19 protein-coding genes are annotated in these 22,793 nt (G+C 67.2%); 15 read left to right on the forward strand and 4 right to left on the reverse strand.

Features of this window, described 5'->3' with window-relative positions:
* Positions 1-195: 195 nt before the first annotated feature.
* The 11 genes from ASE30_RS01025 (at position 196) to ASE30_RS01075 (ending at position 14,511) form a co-directional block, all read left to right on the forward strand.
* Positions 196-603 (forward strand): helix-turn-helix domain-containing protein, encoded by a 408-nt coding sequence (locus tag ASE30_RS01025; protein WP_057282408.1) that lies wholly within the window; start codon positions 196-198, stop codon positions 601-603.
* A gap of 203 nt (positions 604-806) precedes the next feature.
* The gene (locus ASE30_RS01030; RefSeq protein WP_057282409.1) at positions 807-2,096 is read left to right on the forward strand and encodes an efflux RND transporter periplasmic adaptor subunit; all 1,290 of its coding nucleotides are present in this window, start codon (positions 807-809) and stop codon (positions 2,094-2,096) included.
* Between the two features lie 65 nt (positions 2,097-2,161).
* Positions 2,162-5,389: a multidrug efflux RND transporter permease subunit gene (locus tag ASE30_RS01035; RefSeq protein ID WP_057282410.1), complete on the forward strand. Its 3,228-nt coding sequence runs from the start codon at positions 2,162-2,164 to the stop codon at positions 5,387-5,389.
* Complete coding sequence (locus tag ASE30_RS01040; RefSeq protein ID WP_057282411.1) at positions 5,386-6,873, forward strand: efflux transporter outer membrane subunit; 1,488 nt, start codon at positions 5,386-5,388, stop codon at positions 6,871-6,873. The genes ASE30_RS01035 and ASE30_RS01040 overlap by 4 nt, the downstream gene beginning before the upstream one ends.
* Positions 6,870-7,610 (forward strand): pyridoxine 5'-phosphate synthase, encoded by a 741-nt coding sequence (gene pdxJ, locus ASE30_RS01045; RefSeq protein WP_057282412.1) that lies wholly within the window; start codon positions 6,870-6,872, stop codon positions 7,608-7,610. The genes ASE30_RS01040 and pdxJ overlap by 4 nt, the downstream gene beginning before the upstream one ends.
* 39 nt (positions 7,611-7,649) lie before the next feature.
* The gene (acpS, locus tag ASE30_RS01050; RefSeq protein WP_057282413.1) at positions 7,650-8,087 is read left to right on the forward strand and encodes a holo-ACP synthase; all 438 of its coding nucleotides are present in this window, start codon (positions 7,650-7,652) and stop codon (positions 8,085-8,087) included.
* 51 nt (positions 8,088-8,138) lie between these two features.
* Entirely contained in the window at positions 8,139-9,197 is a 1,059-nt protein-coding gene (nagZ, locus tag ASE30_RS01055; RefSeq protein ID WP_057282414.1) for a beta-N-acetylhexosaminidase, read from the forward strand.
* On the forward strand, positions 9,160-10,986 hold the full coding sequence (uvrC, locus tag ASE30_RS01060; RefSeq protein ID WP_057282415.1) for an excinuclease ABC subunit UvrC: 1,827 nt from the start codon (positions 9,160-9,162) through the stop codon (positions 10,984-10,986). The genes nagZ and uvrC overlap by 38 nt, the downstream gene beginning before the upstream one ends.
* Before the next feature lie 180 nt (positions 10,987-11,166).
* Positions 11,167-11,739, forward strand: coding sequence for a CDP-diacylglycerol--glycerol-3-phosphate 3-phosphatidyltransferase (pgsA, locus tag ASE30_RS01065; RefSeq protein WP_057282416.1), 573 nt, complete (start codon positions 11,167-11,169; stop codon positions 11,737-11,739).
* A 237-nt stretch (positions 11,740-11,976) separates the two neighbouring features.
* A complete protein-coding gene (locus ASE30_RS01070; RefSeq protein ID WP_057283205.1) occupies positions 11,977-13,284 on the forward strand; it encodes an MFS transporter in 1,308 nt (435 codons plus the stop codon).
* A gap of 225 nt (positions 13,285-13,509) precedes the next feature.
* Positions 13,510-14,511 carry a cytochrome-c peroxidase gene (locus ASE30_RS01075; protein ID WP_057282417.1) on the forward strand — a complete coding sequence of 334 codons (1,002 nt, stop codon included), beginning with the start codon at positions 13,510-13,512 and terminating at the stop codon, positions 14,509-14,511.
* A gap of 51 nt (positions 14,512-14,562) precedes the next feature.
* Here ASE30_RS01075 and queF read toward each other — a convergent pair whose 3' ends face one another.
* The gene (gene queF / locus ASE30_RS01080; RefSeq protein WP_057282418.1) at positions 14,563-15,387 is read right to left on the reverse strand and encodes an NADPH-dependent 7-cyano-7-deazaguanine reductase QueF; all 825 of its coding nucleotides are present in this window, start codon (positions 15,385-15,387) and stop codon (positions 14,563-14,565) included.
* Between the two features lie 326 nt (positions 15,388-15,713).
* Between queF and aceA the strand changes: the two genes are divergently transcribed.
* On the forward strand, positions 15,714-17,033 hold the full coding sequence (aceA, locus tag ASE30_RS01085) for an isocitrate lyase (protein WP_057282419.1): 1,320 nt from the start codon (positions 15,714-15,716) through the stop codon (positions 17,031-17,033).
* Positions 17,034-17,037: 4 nt separating this feature from the next.
* Here aceA and ASE30_RS28790 read toward each other — a convergent pair whose 3' ends face one another.
* On the reverse strand, positions 17,038-17,175 hold the full coding sequence (locus ASE30_RS28790; RefSeq protein ID WP_156407492.1) for a hypothetical protein: 138 nt from the start codon (positions 17,173-17,175) through the stop codon (positions 17,038-17,040).
* The gene (locus ASE30_RS01090) at positions 17,172-18,029 is read right to left on the reverse strand and encodes a LysR family transcriptional regulator (protein ID WP_057282420.1); all 858 of its coding nucleotides are present in this window, start codon (positions 18,027-18,029) and stop codon (positions 17,172-17,174) included. Before ASE30_RS01090 ends, ASE30_RS28790 begins: the two co-directional genes overlap by 4 nt.
* Before the next feature lie 144 nt (positions 18,030-18,173).
* Between ASE30_RS01090 and ASE30_RS01095 the strand changes: the two genes are divergently transcribed.
* Genes ASE30_RS01095 through ASE30_RS01105 form a run of 3 tightly spaced genes read left to right on the forward strand, consistent with a single transcriptional unit; the run spans position 18,174 to position 21,281 of the window.
* Positions 18,174-19,169, forward strand: a complete 996-nt coding sequence (locus ASE30_RS01095; protein ID WP_057282421.1) for a tripartite tricarboxylate transporter substrate binding protein — start codon at positions 18,174-18,176, stop codon at positions 19,167-19,169.
* Between the two features lie 37 nt (positions 19,170-19,206).
* Positions 19,207-20,088, forward strand: coding sequence for a CoA ester lyase (locus ASE30_RS01100; protein WP_057282422.1), 882 nt, complete (start codon positions 19,207-19,209; stop codon positions 20,086-20,088).
* Positions 20,085-21,281 (forward strand): CaiB/BaiF CoA transferase family protein, encoded by a 1,197-nt coding sequence (locus ASE30_RS01105; protein WP_369819282.1) that lies wholly within the window; start codon positions 20,085-20,087, stop codon positions 21,279-21,281. Before ASE30_RS01100 ends, ASE30_RS01105 begins: the two co-directional genes overlap by 4 nt.
* A 58-nt stretch (positions 21,282-21,339) precedes the next feature.
* Here ASE30_RS01105 and bioD read toward each other — a convergent pair whose 3' ends face one another.
* Positions 21,340-22,776, reverse strand: a complete 1,437-nt coding sequence (bioD, locus tag ASE30_RS01110; RefSeq protein ID WP_057282424.1) for a dethiobiotin synthase — start codon at positions 22,774-22,776, stop codon at positions 21,340-21,342.
* Positions 22,777-22,793: the final 17 nt, after the last annotated feature.

A 22,793-nucleotide genomic window follows, 5' to 3' on the forward strand; every position in this document is an offset into this window, starting at 1 on the left:
TGCAATGGCACCACGCACTCGTAGCCGGGCGGCGTGTGGCCCTGTTGTGCGTTCAAGGTGGGGATTGGTCCTATAGATGGCTTCCAAAGGACCCGGTGCGGCATCGTGGCGGTAGTCTTTCGGGACAAACTGCAACCTTGTTCCGGGGCGGTCCGCGGCCTGTCGGCGTGGGGCCGGCCTGGTGGAGAACCCGCCATGAATGCACCCGACCTTTTGGCCACGGCGGAGCCCGCCCCGTCTCAGCACCCCGGCATCGCGCAAGCCGGCCCGGCGCCGGCCGCAACGGCTTCGAACCCGCCCGACGGCTGGTGGAGCCTGCTTTACCGGGGCTGGACGCTGCAGATGCCCAGCGGCGCGCGTCTGGACCTGACCGAGATCGAGCGCGCCTGCTTCGTCTGCCTGCTGAAGAATCCCCGCCGCGAATTGCGCCGCGACGAGCTCAAGGCCGCGCGCAAGGGCACCAACATGCGCACCCTGAATGTGGCGATCTGCCGGCTGCGCGGTAAGGTCCAGCTGGCCGGCGCGCGCCTGCCGTTGCACACCGTGCATGGCGTCGGCTACGCGTTTCTGGGCAATCTGCGGGCGCTTGCCAGCCCTCGGTAATGTTGCGTAATTACTTCCCCGTGTAACGTCAAGACGCTTCAAAGTACGTGATTTCCCCAATATCTGAGTTACATTACTGGGCTATTCACGTGTCGTTGGTGACGCATGGTTATATTTTGACCGCTGCTTGGTGGCGCGGTTGAATGCTGCGGTAACTTGACGCGCTTTCATGACGCGCTTTACTTCGCTACGCGGGGGTTTCAATGCGGTTTTCGCCTAAACGTATTTCGGGTCTTGCAGTTTCCGGTGGCGTCCTCGCGCTGATATTGGCGGGTTGTGGAGAGCGCCCGCAGATGAACCCTGGCATGCCCCAGGTCAGCGTCATCACCGTGCAACCGCAGCGTACCCCCATCGTCTCCGAACTGCCCGGCCGCGTCGACGCGGTGCGCGACGCCCAGATCCGTTCGCGGGTGACCGGCATCGTCCAGCGCATCACCTTCGAGCAGGGCGGCGACGTCAAGGAAAACCAGCTTCTGTTCAAGATTGACCCGGCGCCCTACAAGGCGGCGTACGATCAGGCCACGGCGCAGCTCAAGCAGGCGCAGGCCAATCTGTTCAGCGCCAAGCTGCTGGCCGACCGCTACGGTCCGCTGGTCAAGGCCAACGCCGTCAGCAAGCAGGAATACGACAACGCCGTGGCGTCCTATCGCCAGGCCGACGCCGCTGTCGCAGCCGCGAAGGCCGCCCAGGACAACGCCGCCATCAACCTCGGTTTCACCGACGTCACCTCGCCCATCACCGGCCGCATCGGCAAGCCGCTGGTCACCGAGGGCGCGCTGGTCGAATCCACCTCCGCCACGCAGATGGCCACCGTGCAGCAACTGGACCCGATCTACGTGGACTTCACGCAGTCCACGACGGACCTGGCCGCGCTGCGCCGCGCCTTCGCCAGCGGCAGGCTGCAGCAGGTGGGCAAGGACGCCGCGCGCGCCACCGTGGTGCTCGAGGACGGCACTGAATACGATCATCCTGGCAAGCTGCTGTTCACCGGCATCACCGTGGATCCGTCCACCGGCCAGGTGAACCTGCGCGCCGAGGTCCCCAATCCCGACGGCATCCTGCTGCCCGGCATGTACGTGCGGGTGCGCCTGGAGCAGGGCGTGGACGACAGCGCCCTGGTGGTTCCGCAGCAGGCGCTGCAGCGCACGGCGGACGGCACGCAAAGCCTGATGCTGGTGCGGGACAACAAGATCGAGCAGTTGTCGGTCACCACCGGCGGCGCCATCAAGAACAATTGGCTGATCACCAGCGGCTTGAAGGCTGGCGACGTGGTCGTGGTGGAAGGGTTCCAGAAGATCCGTCCCGGCGCTCCTGTGCAGGTCAGCGAATGGAACAGGAACGGCGCACCCGCGCAAGGCGGCAAGCCCGCGGCGCAACCCGGCGCCAAGCCGGCCCCGCAGCCTGGCGCCAAACCCGCCGAAACCGCCCCGCAGCCCGGCGCCAAGCCGGCCGAAACGGCCCCGCAGGACAAGGCCGCAGGCCAGAAATCGTAAGCGGCACGCGGCGCAGCAAGCGCCGCGTTCCTCTTTGGTGAGCATCGCTTTCAGAGTCAGCCCACATGCCGCAATTTTTTATCGATCGTCCAATTTTCGCCTGGGTAGTTGCCCTGTTCATTCTGCTGGCGGGGGTGCTGGCCATCCCGAACATGCCGGTTGCGCAGTACCCGGACGTGGCGCCTCCCGCCATCACGATCACCGCCACCTACCCCGGCGCGTCCTCCAAGGAAGTGGCCGAATCGGTCACCAGCATCATCGAGGACCAGCTCAACGGCGCCAAGGGCCTGATCTACTACGAGTCGGTCAGCGATTCCTACGGCACCTCGACCATCACCGCCACGTTCGCGCCCGGAACCAATCCGGACCTGGCGCAGGTGGACGTGCAGAACCGCGTGTCCAACGTGATCGCGCAGTTGCCGTCCGCCGTGCAGCAGCAGGGCCTGCAGTATGAGCAGACCAGCACCGGCTTTCTGATGATCGTGACGCTGTCGTCCGCCGACGGCTCGCTGGACCAGACGGCGCTGGCCGACTACATCACCCGCAACGTGCAGAACCCGGTGTCGCGAGTGCCTGGCGTGGGCCAGTTCCAGTTGTTCGCGGCGCCGCGCGCCATGCGCATCTGGGTGGACCCGGCCAAGCTGGTGGGCTTCAACCTCAGCATGGCCGAGGTCAACAACGCGATCGCCGGCCAGAACGTGCTGGTGTCGGGCGGCAGCATCGGCTCTCCGCCCAACCCGGACTCGCAGCGCATCACCGCCACGGTCACGGCCAACGGCCAGCTCAGCACGGTCGACGGTTTCGGCAGGATCGTCCTGCGCGCCAATACCGACGGCTCCAAGGTGCTGCTGCGCGACGTCGCCCGCATCGAGGTGGGGGCGGACAACTACCAGTTCGGCGCCCGCCTGAACGGCAAGCCGACCGCGGCCTTCGCCATCGTGCTGTCGCCCAACGCCAACGCGCTGGCCACGGCGCAGGGCGTGCGCCAGCAGATGGAAGAGCTGTCCAAGTATTTCCCCGGCAACATCCAGTACTCCATTCCCTACGACACCGCGCCCTACGTGAAGGTGTCCATCGAGCAGGTGCTCCACACCCTGGCCGAGGCCATGGTGCTGGTGTTCCTGGTGATGTACCTGTTCCTGCAGAACGTGCGCTATACGCTGATCCCCGCGCTGGTGGTCCCGGTGGCCATGCTGGGTTCATTCGCGGTGATGCTGGGGCTGGGCTTTTCGATCAACGTGCTCACCATGTTTGCGATGGTGCTGGCCATCGGCATTCTGGTGGACGACGCCATCGTGGTGGTCGAAAACGTCGAGCGCATCATGGCAACCGAGGGCCTGCCGCCCAAAGAGGCCACCAAGAAAGCGATGCCGCAGATCAGCGGCGCCATCATCGGCATCACGCTGGTGCTGGTGACGGTGTTCCTGCCGCTTGCCTTCATGAGCGGCTCGGTGGGCGTGATCTACCGGCAGTTCTCGGTGGCCATGGCCGTGTCGATCTTCTTCTCGGCCCTGTTGGCGCTGACCTTCACCCCGGCGCTGTGCGCCACGATCCTCAAGCCGGTGCCCAAGGGCCACCACGACGAGAAAAAGGGTTTCTTCGGCTGGTTCAACCGCAAGTTCGACGCCACCACGCACGGCTACCAGAACTGGGTCTCGCGCATCCTGCACAAGGGTGGCCGCATGATGCTGGTCTTCCTGGCGCTGGTCCTGCTGCTGGGCTGGCTGTACCTGCGTCTGCCGTCGTCGTTCCTGCCCGAGGAAGACCAGGGCTACGTGGTCAGCAACATCGAACTGCCCACCGGCGCCAGCGCCAACCGCACCGTCGAGGTGATCGAGCAGGTCGAGAAGTACTTCGGCAGCATCCCGGCGGTCGAGAACATCATCGCCGTGCAGGGCTACAGCTTCAACGGCAACGGCCTGAACGCCGCCATCGCGTTCACCACGCTGAAGGACTTCAAGGACCGCAAGGAACGCAAGGACTCCGCGGGCGCCATCGCATTCACCGCCTTCGAAAAGCAGTTGATGGGCATCCACGACGCGCAGGTGTTCACCCTGGTGCCGCCGGCGATCTCGTCGCTGGGGAACGCCACCGGTTTCGACCTGCGGCTGCAGGATCGCGGATCGGCGGGCACTGACGCGCTGGCCGCGGCCACGGCCCAGTTGATGGGCGAGGCCATGAAGAGCCCGGTGCTGTCGCAGGTGCGGATCACCGGTCTTGCCGCGGGCACGCAGCTCAGCCTGAATATCGACCGCGACAAGGCGGCGGCACTGGGGGTGGATTTCAATGAAGCCGCCACGCTGATCTCCACGGCGGTCGGTTCGGCCTACCTGAGCAAGTTCCCCAACATGGGCCGGATGCAGAACATCTGGGTGCAGGCCGATGCCCCGTACCGCATGCAGTTGTCCGACGTGCTCAAGCTGAATGCCCGCAACGGGCAGGGCGGCATGGTCCCGCTGTCCACGTTCGTGACGGCCGAATGGGTCCAGGGCCCGGTGCAGGTGGTGCGCTACAACAGCTACGAGTCCATGCGTATTGGCGGCAGCTCGGCGGCCGGCTACACCACGGGCGAGGCCATGGCTGAAATGGAGCGCCTGGTCGCGCAACTGCCGCAGGGCTTCGGCTACGAGTGGACCGGCCTTTCCTACCAGGAACGGCAGGCCGGCAACCAGGCTCCCATCCTGATGGGCCTGTCGCTGCTGGTGGTGTTCCTGGTGCTGGCCGCGCTGTATGAAAGCTGGGCCATCCCGATCTCCGTGATGCTGGTGGTGCCGCTGGGCATGCTGGGCGCGGTGGCGCTGGTCAGCGCGCTGGGCATGTCCAACGACGTGTACTTCCAGGTGGGGATGGTGACCGTGATCGGGCTGGCGGCCAAGAACGCCATTCTTATCGTGGAATTCGCCAAGGACCAGTACGCCCGGGGCATGGGGCTGTACGAGTCCGCGGTGGAGGCCGCGCGCCTGCGGTTCCGGCCCATCCTGATGACGTCGCTGGCGTTCATCCTCGGCGTGATTCCGCTGGCGCTGGCCACGGGCGCCGGCGCCGCCAGCCAGCGCGCGGTGGGCCTGGGCGTGCTGGGCGGCATGTTGGCCGCCACGCCGTTCGCCGTGATCTTCGTTCCGACCTTCTTCGTCGTGGTGCTGGGCCTGTTCAAGACCCGGCCCCGCCTGATGGGCGCCGAACTGCGCGCCTTCCAGGAAGAGCAGGCCGCCAAGAAGGCAGCCGGCGAGGCCGCTCCCGAGGCGCCTCCGCCTCCCGCACAACCCAACGGTGGCCAGGAGGGCAAGGTATGAAAGCCCTGAAGTTCAGACAGACCGCCTTGTCCGCCTTCGTGGCGGTGGCGTTGGCCGGCTGCTCGCTGGCGCCCGATTACAAGCGGCCCGACGCGCCGGTGAGCGGCGCCTGGCCCGATCAACCCAAGGTGGAGTACGGCGCGTACACGCGTTCGACCACGCTGGGCACGCAGCCTGCCTCGGCGGTGGTGCCGCAAGACGGCACCCCGGCCGCCGAAATCGGCTGGCGCGATTTCTTTCGCGATCCGCGCCTGCAAAGCCTGATCGAGCTGTCGCTGGTCAACAACCGCGACCTGCGCGTGGCGGTGCAGCGGGTCGAAGAGGCCCGGGCGCAATACGGTGTCCAGCGCGGCGCGCAATGGCCCAGCATCGGCGCGGGTGTCCAGGGCCAGCGCCAGCATCTGCCGGCCAACATGCGCGCGGCGAATTCAAGTTCGATCAGCAGCTCGTACCAGGCCGGCATCGGCCTGACGACATTCGAGATCGACCTCTTCGGCCGGCTGCGCAACCTGTCCGAGGCGGCGTATCAGCAGTACCTGTCGACCGAGCAGGCGCAAAAGACCGTGCACATCACGTTGGTGGGCTCGGTGGCGCAGTCGTACTTCAATTTCCGCGCGGCGGAAGTCCAGCTCGATCTGACGAAGCGCACGCTGGCCTCGCGCCAGGAGTCCTACGACCTGGTCAAGCGCCGCTTCGACGGCGGCGTGGCGTCCGAACTGGACCTGAACCAGTCCAAGTCGCTGCTGGACACGGCGTCCGCCGATCTGGCGCAACTGGCCCGGGCACGCGCCCAGGCCATGAACGCGCTGGTGCTGCTGGTGGGGGCGCCCCTGCCCGAAACGCTGCCCCCGCCGGCCACGTTCGGCCGTGACCAGCTTCTGGCCACGGTGCCGTCCGGCCTGCCGTCTGACCTGCTGGAACGCCGTCCCGACATCGCCGCGGCGGAAAACCAGCTGCTGGCCGCCAACGCCAATATCGGCGCGGCGCGCGCGGCGTTCTTCCCGACCATCTCGCTGACCGGCCTGCTGGGCGTGGCCAGCCCGTCGCTGGGCGATCTGTTCAAGGGCGGCCAGGGCTACTGGAGCTTCTCGCCGTCGATCACGACGCCGCTGTTTGCCGGGGGCAGCATCCGCGAAGGACTGAACGTGGCCAAGGCGCGCGACAATATCGCGGTTGCCCAATACGAGCAGACCATCCAGCAGGCGTTCCGCGAAGTCTCGGACGCGCTGGCCGGCGAAGCCACCTATGGGGCGCAGCTTGACGCCCAGCGCGCGTTGCAGGATTCGTCGGCGCGCACGCTGGAACTGTCGAATTTGCGTTATACCAATGGTATCGACAGTTATTTGCAGGTGCAGACCGCGCAAGTGGACTTTTTCAACGCCCAGCTGTCGCTGGTGCAAACCGGCCTGGCCGCGCTGATCAACCGCGTGGAGCTCTACAAGGCGCTGGGCGGCGGCTGGGAAGAAACAACGAAAGTGCAATGATAGAACTCGGTGTAAATATCGATCACGTCGCCACGCTGCGGCAACAACGCCATACGGTCTACCCCGATCCGATCGCCGCCGCGCTGCGCGCCGAAGACGCCGGGGCCGACCTGATCACGCTGCATCTGCGCGAAGACCGGCGCCACATCCAGGACGCGGACGTCTATGCCATCCGTCCGCAGTTGCGCACCCGCATGAACCTGGAATGCGCGGTCACCGCCGAAATGCTGGAGATCGCCTGCGCGGTGAAGCCCAGCGATGTCTGCCTGGTGCCTGAAAAGCGCACCGAGCTGACGACGGAGGGCGGGCTGGAAGTGGCGGGCGCCATGGGGCCGGTGTCGGACGCCGTGGCCCTGCTGGCCGAGGCCGGCATCCGCGTGTCGCTGTTCATCGATCCGGATCCCGTGCAGATCGCCGCGGCGGCCAAGGCGGGCGCGCCCGTGATCGAATTGCACACCGGCGCCTATGCCGAAGCCGAAGGCGAGGCCGCCGAAGCGGAACTGCGGCGCATCCGCGTGGCGGTGACCGAAGGGCTGCGCCACGGCTTGCGGGTGAACGCCGGGCATGGCCTGCACTATGGCAACGTCAGGCCGGTGGCAGCGCTGGACGGCATCTCCGAACTCAATATCGGCCACGCCATCGTGGCGCAGTCGATATTCGACGGCTGGGAAAAGGCAGTGCGCGACATGAAGGCGTTGATGGTGCAGGCGCGCCTGCAAGCGCTGCGCGGGCTTTGAGCGCGGGCCGATGACGCGTTTTGACGGTTTTGCCCAGCGATGACGCCCATGTCTGATCCTTCCTCCGCCACGTCGCCCGGCGCCATCGCCGGCATCGGCATGGATCTGCTGCGCATCGACCGGATCGAGCGCGCCCTCGAGCGCCACGGCGATCGCTTCGCCGAGAAGATCCTGGGCACCGAAGAACTGCTGAAATTCCACGCGCGCCGCGCGCGCGACCCGGTGCGCGGCCTGCGTTTCCTGGCCACGCGCTTTGCCGCCAAGGAAGCGTTTTCCAAGGCGATCGGGCTGGGCATGCGCATGCCCATGACCTGGCGGCGCGTGCAGACCCTGAATGCGCCCGGCGGACGCCCGGTGCTGGTGATCGCGCCCGAACTGCTGGATTGGTATGCCCAGCGGTTCGGCGCTGCCCATGTATCCATTACCGATGAATCCGATATGGCCGCCGCCTACGTGGTGGTCGAACGCAAGCCCTGAGCCCGGGTTCCCCGGCCGGCTTGCCGGACATAGACACAAGGACAGCCCCCTATGGCCAAGAAGAAATCCAAGGCGGTTCTGCCCCCCGGCCCCGTGATGGTCGATGTGGCGGGATACGCGCTGACGAAGGCTGAAAAGAAGCGCCTGCGCCACCCCCTGGTGGGCGGCGTGATTCTTTTCGCCCGCAATTTCCAGGACCGCGCCCAGCTCACTGAGCTGACACGGCAGATCCACAAGGCCCGCAAGGAGCCGCTGCTGATCCTGGTGGATCACGAAGGCGGTCGCGTGCAGCGCTTCCGCGACGATGGCTTCACGGCGTTGCCGGCGATGCGCGAGCTGGGCGCGCTGTGGGACCGCGACCCCCTCGAAGCAATGCGCCTGGCGACGGAAGCGGGTTACGTGCTGGCCGCCGAGCTGCGCGCCTGCGGCGTGGACATGAGCTTCACGCCCGTGCTGGATCTGGACTACGGCGTCAGCCAGGTGATCGGCAACCGCGCCTTCCATGCCGATCCGCGCGTCGTCGCGATGCTGTCGCGCGCTCTGATCCAGGGCCTGGCGCTTGCCGGCATGTCGGCTTGCGGCAAGCACTTCCCCGGCCACGGCTTCGTGGGCGCGGATTCGCACCATGAGATTCCCGTGGATCCGCGCACGCTGGACGAGATCCTGAAGGACGACGCCGCCCCGTACGCCTGGCTGGGCGACGCGGTGCTGCCGTCCGTGATGCCCGCGCACGTGATCTATCCGAAGGTCGACAAGCATCCGGCCGGTTTCTCCAAGCGCTGGGTGCAGGATATCCTGCGCAAGCGCCTGGGCTATGACGGCGTCGTGTTCTCGGACGACCTGACCATGGAAGGCGCGTCGGTCGCCGGCGACATCCTGGCCCGCGCCAATGCCGCGCTGCGCGCCGGCTGCGACATGGTGCTGGTGTGCAACCGGCCGGACCTGGCCGACGAGCTGCTGTCGCGGCTGACCTTCGACCACGCACCCGAGTCCGTGGCCCGAATCCGCCGCCTGATGCCGCGTTTCGACGCGCCCGATTGGGACACCTTGCAGGCCGAAAGCCGTTATCAGAATGCCCGACGACTTCAATCTCAAATCGTTCCTGTCTGATCTGCCGCATCTGCCGGGCGTCTACCGGCACCTGGATGCGGCGGGCGAGGTCATGTATGTCGGCAAGGCGCGCGACCTGAAGAAGCGCGTCTCATCGTATTTCCAGAAGAACCTGGCCAGCCCGCGCATCGCGCAGATGGTGTCGAAGGTAGCGAAACTGGAAGTGACGGTGACGCGCTCCGAGGCGGAAGCGCTGCTGCTGGAAAACAACCTCATCAAGAGTTTGAAGCCGCGCTACAACATCCTGTTTCGCGACGACAAATCCTACCCCTACCTGCTGATTACCGGCCATGACTGGCCGCGCATTGCCTACTACCGCGGCGCCACGAGTAAACGCGGGCAGTTTTTCGGCCCGTTCCCCAACGCCTGGGCCGTGCGCGAAACCATCCAGATCCTGCAGAAGGTCTTCCGCCTGCGCACATGCGAGGACAGCGTCTTCGCCAACCGCTCGCGGCCCTGTCTGCTGCATCAGATCGGGCGCTGCTCGGCGCCTTGCGTGGGCGCCATCGAGGCCTCGGAGTATCAGCGCGACGTGCAGCGGGCGGTGCGCTTCCTGAATGGGGAAGCCAAGGACGTGATGGGCGAAATCGAGGCCCGCATGCAGCAGGCCGCCGGCGAACTGCGCTTCGAGGAAGCCGCGGCGCTGCGCGACCAGATGGGATCGCTGGCGCGCGTGCTGCACCAGCAGACCATGGAGAACGTCAGCGGCGAGGACACCGACATCATCGCGGTGGCGATCGCGGGCGGCAAGGTCTGTGTCAACCTGGCGATGGTGCGCGGCGGCCGCCATCTGGGCGACAAGCCCTTCTTTCCCACGCATGCCGAAGGCGAGGCCGCGCCGCAGGTGCTGGAAGCCTTCGTGGCGCAGCACTATGCCGACAGCGCGATGCCGCCGGTGCTGGTCTGTTCGCACGCCTTGCCCGATCCGGACCTGATCGCCCTGCTGGTGGAACAGTCCGGCGGGCGGCCGTCACGGGTGCTGACGCGCCCGCAGGGCACGCGCCGGTCCTGGCTGGAGCAGGCGGTCAAGAATGCGGAAATGGCCTTGGCGCGCGCGCTGACCGAATCCGGCGCCCGGGCGGCCCGCACCCTGGCGCTGGCCGAGGCGCTGGACCTGGACACGGACGAGGCCGCGCTGGACGCGCTGCGTATCGAATGCTTCGACATCAGCCACACGGCCGGCGAGGCCACCCAGGCCTCGTGCGTGGTGTTCGAACACCACGACATGCAGCCCTCGCTTTACCGCCGCTACAACATCGCCGGCATCACGCCGGGCGACGACTACGCCGCGATGCGCCAGGTGCTGACCCGGCGCTTCGCCAAGGTGGCCGACGGCGACGCCCAGATGCCGGGTCTGGTCCTGATCGATGGCGGCAAGGGTCAGGTGGAAGTCGCGCGCAAGGTGTTCGCAGAACTGGGCCTGGATATCCAGACGCTGGTGGGCGTGGCCAAGGGAGAAGGGCGCAAGGTCGGCCTGGAGACGCTGGTGTTCGCCGACGAGCGGCCGCCCGTGGCGCTGGGCGGCGAATCCGCGGCCTTGATGCTGATCGCCCAGGTGCGCGACGAGGCGCACCGGTTCGCCATCACCGGCATGCGCGCGCGGCGCGCCAAGACCCGCAATGTGTCGCGCCTGGAAGAGATCGAGGGCGTCGGCGCCCGCCGCCGCCAGCGCCTGCTGGCCCGCTTCGGCGGCTTCTCGGGCGTGGCCTCCGCCAGCATCGAGGACCTGGCATCCGTGGACGGCATCTCCCAGGACCTGGCCATCCGCATCTACGAAGCCCTGCGCTGAAGCAGCCCGCGTGAATCAACGCCCCGCCCGAGCACAAGCAAACCCGCGCATATCAACGCCCCTAATGAGCAAGCGCGGCCGCGCGGATCCGGCTCCGCCGGTCCGCAGCGGCGCCCCCTTGAGGGGGAAGCGCCGCAGGCGCTGCGGGGGTGGGCTCTACTGATGTAGCATACGGACACTATGCCAATTAATGTACCCATTATCCTGACGTGGCTGCGCATCGCCATGATTCCGCTGGTGGTCGGGCTCTTCTACCTGCCCGAAAGCTGGATGTCCGTTCCCACGCGCGACACGTTTGCCGCGTGGGCGTTCATCATTGCCGCGCTGACGGACTGGTTCGATGGCTGGCTGGCCCGCCGTTGGAACCAGACGTCGGCGTTCGGCGCCTTCCTGGATCCCGTGGCCGATAAGCTGATGGTCTGCGCCGCCCTGATCGTCCTGCTGCACCTCAAGCGTGTCGACATTTTCATCGCGCTGATCATTATTGGCCGTGAAATCACGATTTCCGCCCTGCGCGAATGGATGGCCAAGATCGGCGCCAGCGCCAGCGTGGCGGTGCATCGCCTGGGCAAGTTCAAGACGGCCGCGCAGATGGTGGCGATTCCGTGCCTGCTGTACGACCAGACGGTCTATGGCATCAACACCAAGCTGCTCGGCGATGTCCTGATCATCGTGGCGGCGGTGCTGACGGTGTGGTCGATGCTGTATTACCTGCAGCGCGCCTGGCCCGCCATCCGCGAAAAGGCCCTGTAGTCCCGATTTGACGGGCCGGCGTCTTTTGCCGGCCTGGTTTGACTGCATTCCCCATGGTGGCCCGGCTCGCGCAAGGCGGCCGCCATGACACTTGAAGAGCGATTGCCGGCTGGATCCGGCTCGGCGCGCGCGCCGCAATCGCCGCAGACACGACGCCCGGCCCGCCTGGGCGTCGCCGGAGACAACCCGCGAGCCGCTTTGCGCGGACGCATCCTGCCGCTGCCCGCGGCCTTGGCAATGAACACCGCTACCGTTGCAAGTACTCCGCTCTCGGACCCCGCCGTCCGCCGGCGCGACTGGAAGATCATCCTGCTGATCGGCGTGGCGCATGCGTCTTCCCACTTTTTCCAATTGGTTCTGCCGTCGCTCTATGGCGCCCTGGGCCTGGAGTTCGGGCTGGACTTCGCGCGTCTGGGGCTGCTGGTCTCCGCTTTCTACGTGGTGTCCGGCATCGGCCAGGCGTCCTCGGGCTTTGTCGTGGACCGGATCGGCGCCCGTCCGGTGCTGTGGTTCGGGCTGGGATGCTTCGTGCTGTCCGGACTGCTGATCGGATCGGCCACGGGCTACGCCATGCTGATGGCCGCGGCCATCGTGGGCGGCATCGGCAATTCGGTCTTCCATCCGGCGGACTATTCCATCATCAACCACCGCATCACCGCGCCCCGGCTGGGCCATGCGTTTTCGGCGCACGGACTGACCGGCAACCTGGGGTGGGCGCTGACGCCCGTGTTCATCACGTCCATCACGCTGCTGGCCAACTGGCGTGTGGCGGCCTATAGCGCCGCTGGCCTGGTGGCGCTGGTGCTGCTGCTGACGGTGCTCGGGCGTGGCCTGATCGGCGGACCCTCGCCGCTGGACGCACCGGCCGACGCCAAGGACGGCGCTACCGCCGCCAAGCCGGCCGCCAAGCCCCAGGAGAGCGTGCTGACCACCCTGGGCGCGCTGCTGGCCAAGCCCGCGTTGTGGGGCGCGTTCCTGTTCTTCGCCTGCACGTCCATTGCGCTGTCGTCGGTCCAGAACTACACGATCCCGCTGCTGGGCCAGCTCTACGACCTGTCCAAGGTGACCGCCAGCTCGGCCTTGTCCGGGTACATGGTGGCCTCGGCCGTGGGGATGGCGGCCGGCGGCTTCCTGGTGTCCGCCAACCCGCGCACGGAGCGCACCGTGATGGTGGCGCTGATCCTGGCGGGCCTGACGCTGGTGGTGCTGGCGCTGGGCCTGGTGCCCGCGGTGCTGGCGGCGCCGGTGGTGGGGCTGGCGGGTTTCTGCTCCGGCGTGGCCGCGCCCTCGCGCGACATGCTGATACGCAAGGTGACGCCCAAGGGGTCCACCGGCTCGGTCTACGGCCTGGTCTATTCAGGCATGGACGTGGGTTCGGCCCTGGGACCGCTCGCTTTTGGCCTGCTGCTGGACGCCGGCCTGCGCCAGGGGCCCTGGGTGGGCGCGGGCGTGGCCTTCGCGGTCGCCGCCTTCCTGGCGCAATGGATCGCCGTGCAGGCCCGCCGTACCGAACCGCCGGCCATGGCGGCGCCGGCGCGGTCCTGACCGGCGCGGCCGGCCGACTGGCGCCAGGGTTGATCGGCCGATCAGCGTGACCACCTGATCGCCGTGACCACCTGATCGGCGCGCCGGGTTTTCCTTGCGCGCCGTCAATGTTCCCCGTTACCGCGCCCAGGCGGCCTGCGCCGCTTGACGCGCCGCAAGGCCGCCGCTCTCCATGCTCGCTGTAATAACCCTGTGGCAAGACAGGTTATTCACAGGAGAAGCAAAATGAGAAAGCAAGGAACGCTGCTGGCGATGGGCATCGTGCTCGGCCTATGGGCGGGGCAAGCCTGGAGCGCGTCGCAGGAACCCATCCAGCCGATCGAACCCGTGGTGATCAAGGAACCGGCCAAGGTCGAGCTGGGCAAGAAGCTCTTCTTCGATCCGCGCCTGTCGCGCTCCGGCGCGATCTCCTGTAATTCCTGTCACAACCTGGGCATGGGCGGGTCGGACAACCTGAAGGCCTCCATCGGCCACAAGTGGCAGCAGGGCGGGATCAACTCGCCCACGGTGCTCAATTCCAGCCTGAACATCGCCCAGTTCTGGGACGGCCGCGCCAAGGACCTGCGCGAGCAGGCGGGCGGGCCCATCGAAAATCCCATGGAGATGGCGTCGTCTCACGAACTGGCGGTGCAGGTGCTGAACTCCATCCCCGGCTACCGCGCGGAATTCAAGCGGGTCTTCGGCAAGGACGGCATCACCATCGGCGAGGTGACGGGCGCGCTGGCCGCGTTCGAGGAAACGCTGGTCACGCCCAATTCCCGCTTCGACGAATGGCTCAAGGGCGACAAGAAGGCGCTGACGGTCCGCGAAGTGGCGGGCTACGAGCTCTTCAAGAACAGCGGCTGCGTGGCCTGCCATAACGGCGTGGCGGTAGGCGGCAACTCGTTCCAGAAGATGGGCCTGATCACGCCCTATGTGACGGAGAACAAGGCCGAAGGCCGGGCCGCGGTGACGGGCAAGGATGCCGACCGCTTCAACTTCAAGGTGCCGACCCTGCGCAACGTGGCGCTGACCTATCCGTACTTCCACGACGGCGAGGCCGCCACCCTGACACAAGCGGTGGACGTGATGGGGCGCCTGCAATTGGGCCGCACCTTCTCGGCGGACGAAAATGCGCTGATCGTGTCGTTCCTGAAGACGCTCACGGGTGAGCAGCCGGCGATCCAGTACCCGGTGCTGCCGCCGTCCGAAGACGACACGCCCCGGCCCGAACCCTTCGTGAAGTAAGTCCTTCGTGACGTAAGCGGACGCGGCCGCCCCTCGGGGCGGCCGCTGCCATTATTGGCGGACGGTGCGTACGTCCGCGGGCGGCACGGTTTCGAAGTTGCTGCGCCACGGATTGATGTCCAGCCCGCCGCGGCGGGTGTAGCGCGCGTACACGGTCAGCTTTTCGGGGCCGCAGGCCTGCATGATGTCGCTGAAGATGCGTTCCACGCAATGTTCGTGGAATTCGGCATGCTGACGGAACGACACAACATAGCGCAGCAGCGATTCGCGGTCTATCGGCGCCCCGCGATAGCGGATCTGCACGCTGGCCCAATCGGGCTGGCCCGTCACCGGGCAGTTCGATTTCAGCAGGCGCGACGCCAGCGTTTCCTCGACCACGTCGCCCGGCCGGGTGCGCAGCACCTCGGGCGCCGGCGCGTAGGTGTCGATCTCGATATCCAGCTTGTCGATATAGATGCCGTCCAGCTCCTCCATGCGCAATTCGGAAAAGCGCCGGGGCAGGAAGAAATCCAATCCCACGGGCGCGCCCGCGGCGACGCTCAGGTCGCGCTCCAGGCGGCCGCGCAGGGCGGCGGAGTTGACCAGACGGGTCTGGTTGAATGAATTCAGATAAAGCTTGAACGACTTGGACTCGATGATGTTGGGGCTGTCCGCGGGCACCGAGAACGTGGCCATGGCCACGCGCGGCTTGCCCTTGGCGTCCAGCCACGACAGCTCGTAGGCGTTCCAGAGGTCCACGCCCGTGAAGGGCAGGCTGCCCGCGCTGAGGTTGAGCGCCGCGCGGTTGTGCGAACGCGCGATGGGAAAGAGCAGCGAGGGGTCGTACTGCGAGGCGTAGGCCACGCTCTGGCCCAGCGGGCCGTGAGACAGGGTCATGGCAGGGTCTTCGGAAAAACAGGAGGAATGACGGCATTGTAGGCGCTCGTAAAACGCCTCATTTTCCGCATTGTGAAATGTAACCTTCGTCATGTGAAAGTGCCTGCTGCGCAGCAGCGAGCGGCCATTTCACAGGCAACAATGACGTTTCACAATATGGAATATAAATCTTAAGTCATTGAGTTATATAAATAATATTTTTTGTCTTCTATAAGACTCAGGTTCACATTGCTCCGCAGCAGAGGCATAGACTTTGTCCAACGATTCACGCAATGCAAGACGCGAATCCTTTGACGTTCTCTCAATCACTGACCAGGAGCATCACCATGAGCAATCGCGAAACCGAAATCCGCAATCTGCAGAAAGACTGGGCCGAAAACGGCCGTTGGCAGGGCATCAAGCGCGACTACAGCGCAGAGGATGTCATCCGCCTGCGCGGGTCGATCGGCGTCGAACACACGCTGGCGCGCCGTGGCGCCACCCGCCTGTGGGAACTCCTGCATAGCGAGCCTTTCGTGAATTCGCTGGGCGCGCTGACCGGCAACCAGGCCATGCAGCAGGTCAAGGCCGGCCTGAAGGCCATCTACCTGTCCGGCTGGCAGGTCGCCGGCGACGCCAACCTGGCCGGCGAGATGTACCCCGACCAGTCGCTGTATCCCGCCAACTCGGTGCCGCAGGTGGTCCGCCGCATCAACAATTCGCTGACCCGCTGCGACCAGATCCAGTGGATGGAAGGCAAGAATCCCGGCGACGAAGGCTATATCGATTTCTTCGCGCCCATCGTGGCGGACGCCGAGGCCGGTTTCGGCGGCGTGCTCAATGCCTATGAACTGATGAAGGCCATGATCGAGGCCGGCGCCTCGGGCGTGCACTTCGAAGACCAGCTCGCCTCGGTGAAGAAGTGCGGCCACATGGGCGGCAAGGTGCTGGTCCCCACCCGCGAGGCCGTGGCCAAGCTGGTGTCGGCCCGTCTGGCCGCCGACACGATGGGCACGCCCACCGTGCTGCTGGCGCGCACCGACGCGGATGCCGCCGATCTGGTCACCAGCGACGTCGATGAAAACGACCGTCCGTTCATTACCGGCGAACGCACCGTGGAAGGCTTCTTCCGCACCCGCGCCGGCATCGATCAGGCCATCTCGCGCGGCCTGGCCTACGCGCCGTACGCCGACCTGATCTGGTGCGAGACGTCCACGCCCAACCTGGAATACGCCCGCAAGTTCGCCGAGGCCGTCCATCGCCAGTTCCCGGGCAAGCTGCTGGCCTACAACTGCTCGCCGTCGTTCAACTGGAAGAAGAACCTGGACGACGGCACCATCGCCAAGTTCCAGCGCGAGCTGGGCGCCATGGGCTACAAGTTCCAGTTCATCACGCTGGCCGGCTTCCACGCGCTGAACTACGGCATGTTCGAACTGGCCCACGGCTATGCCCGCCGCCAGATGAGCGCCTTCGTGGAATTGCAGCAGAAGGAATTCGCCGCCGCCGAAATGGGCTTCACCGCCGTGAAGCATCAGCGCGAAGTGGGCACCGGCTACTTCGACGCCGTGACCCAGACGATCGAAGGCGGCAAGTCTTCCACCACCGCGCTGACCGGCTCGACGGAAGAGGCCCAGTTCGAACACGGCAAGGCGCAGAAGGTGGCCTAAGGAATTAAAGGGTTTTGCAGTTGTAGTTGCAGGTGCTGTTGTAGGGTGGATTCAGGGTGCCTGCGGGCACCCTCTTTTTTGCCATGCCGCCGACCCGCGCAACGCGGCCGGCAATTTCATGGCCCGGCACCAGGAATTTCACGGCCGGGCGCCTTCCAGCAGGGCCTGCACCAGCCGGCTTTCCTGGTCGGCCTGGCGGCACACGAACGAGATCTGCCGGTAGGGCGCCTGCTTGCCCAGCGAGAGCACGCGCACCGGGTGCACGTTCAGCAGGTTGGGGCCGGGTTCGGGCAGCACGCAGACGCCCAGGCCGGCGGACACCAGCGCCGTCAGCGCCGCCAGCGACTGCATGTCGATGCGGCAGCGGGCATGCGGCGCATGCTGCGCCACATACCGCGCGGCCAGCCGCCCGCCGATGGTGGTCTTGTCGAAGCGGATCCATTCGTACTGCTGGAAAAGCTCGGCAATGCGCGTCTCGCGCGACTCGGGCGGGGCGATCAGCACCAGCGTTTCGCGGAACAGCGGCGTCCATGACAGCCGGCTGGAACCGCCGGTCTCCGGCTGGGTGATGATGGCGGCGTCGATATCGCCTTTCTTCAGCCTTTCCGTCAGCTCGGTGGCGCGGCCCCGCTCCAGCCGCACATCCAGCAGCGGATAGCGCTCTCGCAGCTTGCGCAGCAGCGGCGGCAGCAAGGTCACCTGCAGCGGTTCGATGGTGCCCAGCCGTACCCGGCCCTCGACGGCGGGCGTGCTGCGGCGGCGCAGCTCATCCAGGCGGGCCAGGGCCTCCTGCAGCACCGTGTCGACTTCCGCCGCAAAGGCATTGGGCCGGACCTGCAGCGCGGAGCGGTCGAACAGCGGCTGTCCGAAGTACTCCTCCATCTGCTTCATCTGCAGGCTGACCGCGCTGGGCGACAGATTCATGTCGGCCGCGCCCGCCGCGAAGCTTCCGCCGCGCAGCACGGCATTGAGGGTACGGAAAGATTCGATCTTCATCAGAAATCCTCACGTAGTGTTTTAAGAATCCTCGCTTTATATCACCAGGTGCCAGGCCTAGTATTCCTTTCAGAAAAAACGACAACCGGCTGGATTCCAGGCATGCGTGGCATGCCGGCCAGACCGGAACCGAGGAGACTGGCCATGATCAAGACCTTGACCGGCGTGCGCGCCGCCCTGTTGCCCGCATTGGCGCTGACTGTCGCGATGGGCGGCCCGGGGGCCGCGGCGGCCCAGACCGCCGCGCCCGCCGTGCCGGCCACCATCACGATGGTGGTGCCGTTCCCGCCGGGCGGCAGCAACGACGTGTTCGCGCGCGTGCTGGCCGAGAAGCTGGGCGAACGGCTGTCGTCGACCGTCATCGTGGAAAACCGGCCGGGGGCGGGCGGCGCGATCGGCGCGGAGTATGTCGCCCGCGCGCCCAAGGATGGGTCGGTGCTGATGCTGTCGTCGTCCACCCTGACCACCAACGCCGCCGTGCAGACCAACCTGAAGTACGACGTGGTGCGCAGCTTTGCGCCGGTGGCCATGCTTGCCCGCAGCCCGATGGCCTTGGTCGTGGGCAAGGATTCGCCTTACCAGACCATGGCCGATCTGCTGGCCGCGGGCCGCAAAGAGCCGGGCAAGCTGACCTATGGCAGCGCCGGCCTGGGCTCGGTCAACCAGATGGCCAGCGAGATCCTGGCGGGCGGCGAGAAGACCTCATTCACGCATGTGCCCTACAAAGGCATGTCGCATGCGCTGAACGACCTGGCGGGCGGACGCGTGGACTTCGTGATCGGCAGTTTCGCGTCCACCGCGTCCCTGCTCAAGGGCGGGCGCTTGAAGGTGCTGGCCGTGACCTCGCCCGAACGGTCGCAGTTCTATCCGGCGCTGCCCACCATCGGCGAAGGCCAGCCCGGTTATTCGGTGGAATTGTGGTGGGGCGTGCTGGCCCCGGCGGGCACGCCCGCGCCGCTGGTGGACAAGCTGAACGCCGAGATCCGCGCCATCGTCAACGACCAGAAGATGCGTGCCATGTTCGCCGAGGAAAGCGCGGTGCCGGCCGAGTTGACCGTGTCGCAATTCGCCGACCTGGTCCAGGCCGACGCCACCAAGTGGAAGCAGGTGGCCCGCGACCGCAACATTTCCATCCAGTAAGCGCGCTCCCGCAACCAACCTATCCAAGAGTCCACGCATGAGAAGCAAGCTATTCGTACCCGGATCGCGTCCCGAGCTGTTCGGCAAGGCACTGGCGGGCCCGGCCGATGCCCTGTCTTTCGACCTGGAGGACGCGGTGGCTCCCCAGCGCAAGGACGAGGCCCGCGATCACCTGGCCCGCATGCTGGCCACGCCGCAAGCCGCCGCGTCGGGCAAGACGCTGATCGTGCGGGTCAATGCGCTGGACTCCGGACAGTTCCATGCCGACGTGCGGGCGGTGGTCCGGGAAGGCCTGCACCTGGTGAACCTGCCCAAGGCGGAAACCGAAGCCGATGTGGTGGCCGCCGCCGCCGCGATCGAGCAGGCGCGCTGCGCCAACGGCGTGGGGCATCCGGTGGGGCTGCTGCTGAACATCGAATCGCCGCGCGCATTGCGCCGGGCCGCGGACCTGGCGGCGGCGCATGCCTGCGTGGCGGGTCTGCAGCTGGGGCTGGGCGACCTGTTCGAGCCGGCCGGCATCTCTCGGCGCGAACCGGCGGCGGTGCACCAGGCGATGTTCGCGCTGCGCATGGCGGCGGCCGAGGCGGGCGTGTTCGCGTACGACTCGGCTTTCGCCAACATCGAGGACGAAGCCGGCTACCGGGCCGAGGCCGAGCTGGCGCGCCGCCTGGGCTATCTGGGCAAGAGCTGCATTCATCCCCGGCAGGTGCCGCTGGCCAACGCCGCGTTCCGCCCGTCCGACGAAGAGATCGCCCATGCGCAGCGCGTGGTGCAGGCGGCGCGCGACGCGTCCGCGCAGGGTGTCGCGGCATTCGTGGTGGATGGCCGCATGATAGACGGCCCCTTCCTGCGCCGTGCCGAGACCATCGTGCGCGCCGCCGCCGGGCTGGGCCTCGTGAGCGCGGCGGGGGAGCAATGATGCCGGACAACGCGCAATCGCCGGGCGGTCCCCTGGCCGGGGTCCGGGTGCTGGACCTGAGCGCCTACATCGCCGGACCCTACGGGTGCGCGCTGCTGGCGGACCAGGGGGCCGACGTCGTCAAGATCGAGCCTCCCGGCGGCGACAACCTGCGCAAGTATCCGTCCACCCTCGACACCGAGAGCCGCGCGTTCCTGGGCGTGAACCGGGGCAAGCGTGGCCTGGTGCTGGACCTGAAGCAGCCGGATGCGCTGGCCGCGCTGCACGAACTGGCGCGCCAGGCGGACGTGCTGGTGCACAACTTCCGCCCCAGCGTGCCCGCGCGGCTGGGCATCGGCTACGAACAGCTTGCCGCGATCAATCCCCGGCTGATCTACTGCGCGGTCAGCGGCTACGGAGAGACCGGGCCGCTCAAGGACAAGGCAGGCTACGACCAGGTGCTGCAGACGATGACGGGCATGTGCGCCTTGCAGGGCAAGGCCGAAGGTCCGCCCGAAATCTTGTACGGATCCATCGTGGACTATTACGCCTCGTCCATGGTGGCCGCGGGCGTCGCATCCGCGCTGTACGAGCGCGAGCGCAGCGGGCGCGGCCAGTTCGTGGGCGTGTCCCTTTTGCGCAGCGCACTGGCGCTGCAATCGGCGCGGCTGGTCTGGGCCGAAGGCGAGCCCCGCGAAATCGGACGCGACATGCGTTCGGGCGGTATCACCGGCATCCATCCCACCGGCGACGGCCATCTCTACATCTCGGCGAACACGCCGCACTTCTGGCAGGCGCTGTGCGCCAAGACCGGCTTGCAGGAACTGGCCGCGAATGCGCGCTACGACTCGGTGCGCAAGCGCGCCCAGCATCGCCACGAGATCGTGCCGCGCCTGCACGAGGCGCTGCGCGCGCGTAGCGCGCTGGAATGGGAGGCGTTGTTCGGGGAAGAGGTGCCTTGCGCCGCCGCGCGCGGTGTGGAGGACATGTTCGATTTTCCGCAGGTGCAGGCCGAGGACATGATCTCTACGTTCGCGCATCCCGTGGTGGGCAGCTACCGCGGTTTTGCCCAGGCCATCAAGTTCGGCCGCAGCCAGCCGGCCGTGCCGCGCGCCGCGCCGGCATTCGGCGAGCACAGCGCGCAGGTGCTGGCGGAGGCTGGCATGTCCGCCGCGCAGTTGACGGCGCTAAGGGAAAAAGGGGCGCTTGGATGAGGCGGGGCCGGCTCGGGCAGACCCCAGCGTCGCGCGCGGCAGGGCCTGCCGGCAGGCGCTAGTCCGCCTCGGCCGGCGCGCCGTCCAGCGCCGCCAGGCATTCCGCCAGCGGCGGGATGCCCTGCGCCAGCAGGTCCACCGCGGCGGCGTCCACCCGGGGCAAAGGCGGAATCTCGGCCAGCACGCGCACGCCGCCGAAGCGTTCGATGGCCTCTTTGTTGCCGGCCGACAGCGGGCCGCTCATCACCACGCCCAGCAGCGGAATGCCGCGCCGCTTGAGCGCCTCGATGCTGAGCAGGGTGTGGTTGATGGTGCCCAGCCCGCTGCGCGCCGCCAGCACGACCGGCATGTCCAGCCGCGCAATCAGGTCGATCATCATGTGCGTGTCGTCGATGGGCACGTACAGGCCGCCCGCGCCTTCCACGATCAGCGGGGCCCGCGTGGCGGGCGGGACGATGGTGGTCGCGTCGACCACGGTGTCCTCAAGCGTGGCGGCCGCCCACGGCGACAGCGGCGCCTGCAGCACGTAGGCGGGCAGGTGCAGGCGGTCGGGCGCAAGCCTGGCCAGTTGCGCCACGGTCTCGGTGTCGCCCGGTTCTTCGGACACCCCGGTCTGCACCGGCTTCCAGTAGTCCGCGTTCCAGGCGCGGGCCAGGATGGCCGACACCAATGTCTTGCCGATGCCCGTGTCGGTGCCGGTCACGAAAACCCCGGCGGGGCGTTGCGTCGATTTTTTCCACATACCGTAGGCCAGGTGATAGGTCACCGTGGCTCCGTGTTCGTCAAACTCGGCCAGCACGCGGCGCAGCGCGGCCGCGCCGAGCGGCGGCCGGCCGGGCGCGGGCGTGGTGGCGCCGATGCCTTTCAGGCCTTTCAGGAAGTGCAGGCCATCAGGATGATTTTGTATCAGCCGCTCGCTGCGCACGCCACCGGCCAGATTGATCATGGCCGGACGGATGGCGCCGGCGGGCGGGTAGGGCGGCGTGGCCGCCGCCAGGCCGGCGGCCACGTGGGCGGCCTGCCATTCGCCGAACGTGCCGGCCGCCAGGGTGGCCACGGCCAGGTGGCCGCCCGGGGCCAGCAGCGCGGCCAGCCGGGCCAGCCCCGTGTTCAGGTCCGCGAACCACTGCACGGCCAGGCTGGAACAGATGAGGTCGTAGCCGCCGGCAAGCGCGCCGGGATGCTCGCCGTCCAGCACCTGATACCGGACGCTGCCGGGCGGAGCGGGTCCGCGCCGCGCGGCGGCCAGCATCGCGGGCGATATGTCCGTCACTGTCCAATCGGCCGGTCCCAGGCGGCGCGCCACCGCCTGCGTCAGCAGGCCGGTGCCGCAGCCGATTTCGAGGATGCGGGGGACGCGGGGCAAGGGAAGCAGGGCGATGTCGCTGGCCAGCCGTTCGGCCGCGATCCGCTGGATGGCGGCGTGGTCTTCATAGCGGCTGGCCGCCGCGCCGAAACGGGCGCCGACCTGGGCGTTACGCGTGGCCAGGGTCATGGGGCCGACTCCATCAG

Source organism: Achromobacter sp. Root83, assembly GCF_001428845.1.
In the GTDB taxonomy this organism is placed as follows: Bacteria; Pseudomonadota; Gammaproteobacteria; order Burkholderiales; family Burkholderiaceae_B; genus Achromobacter.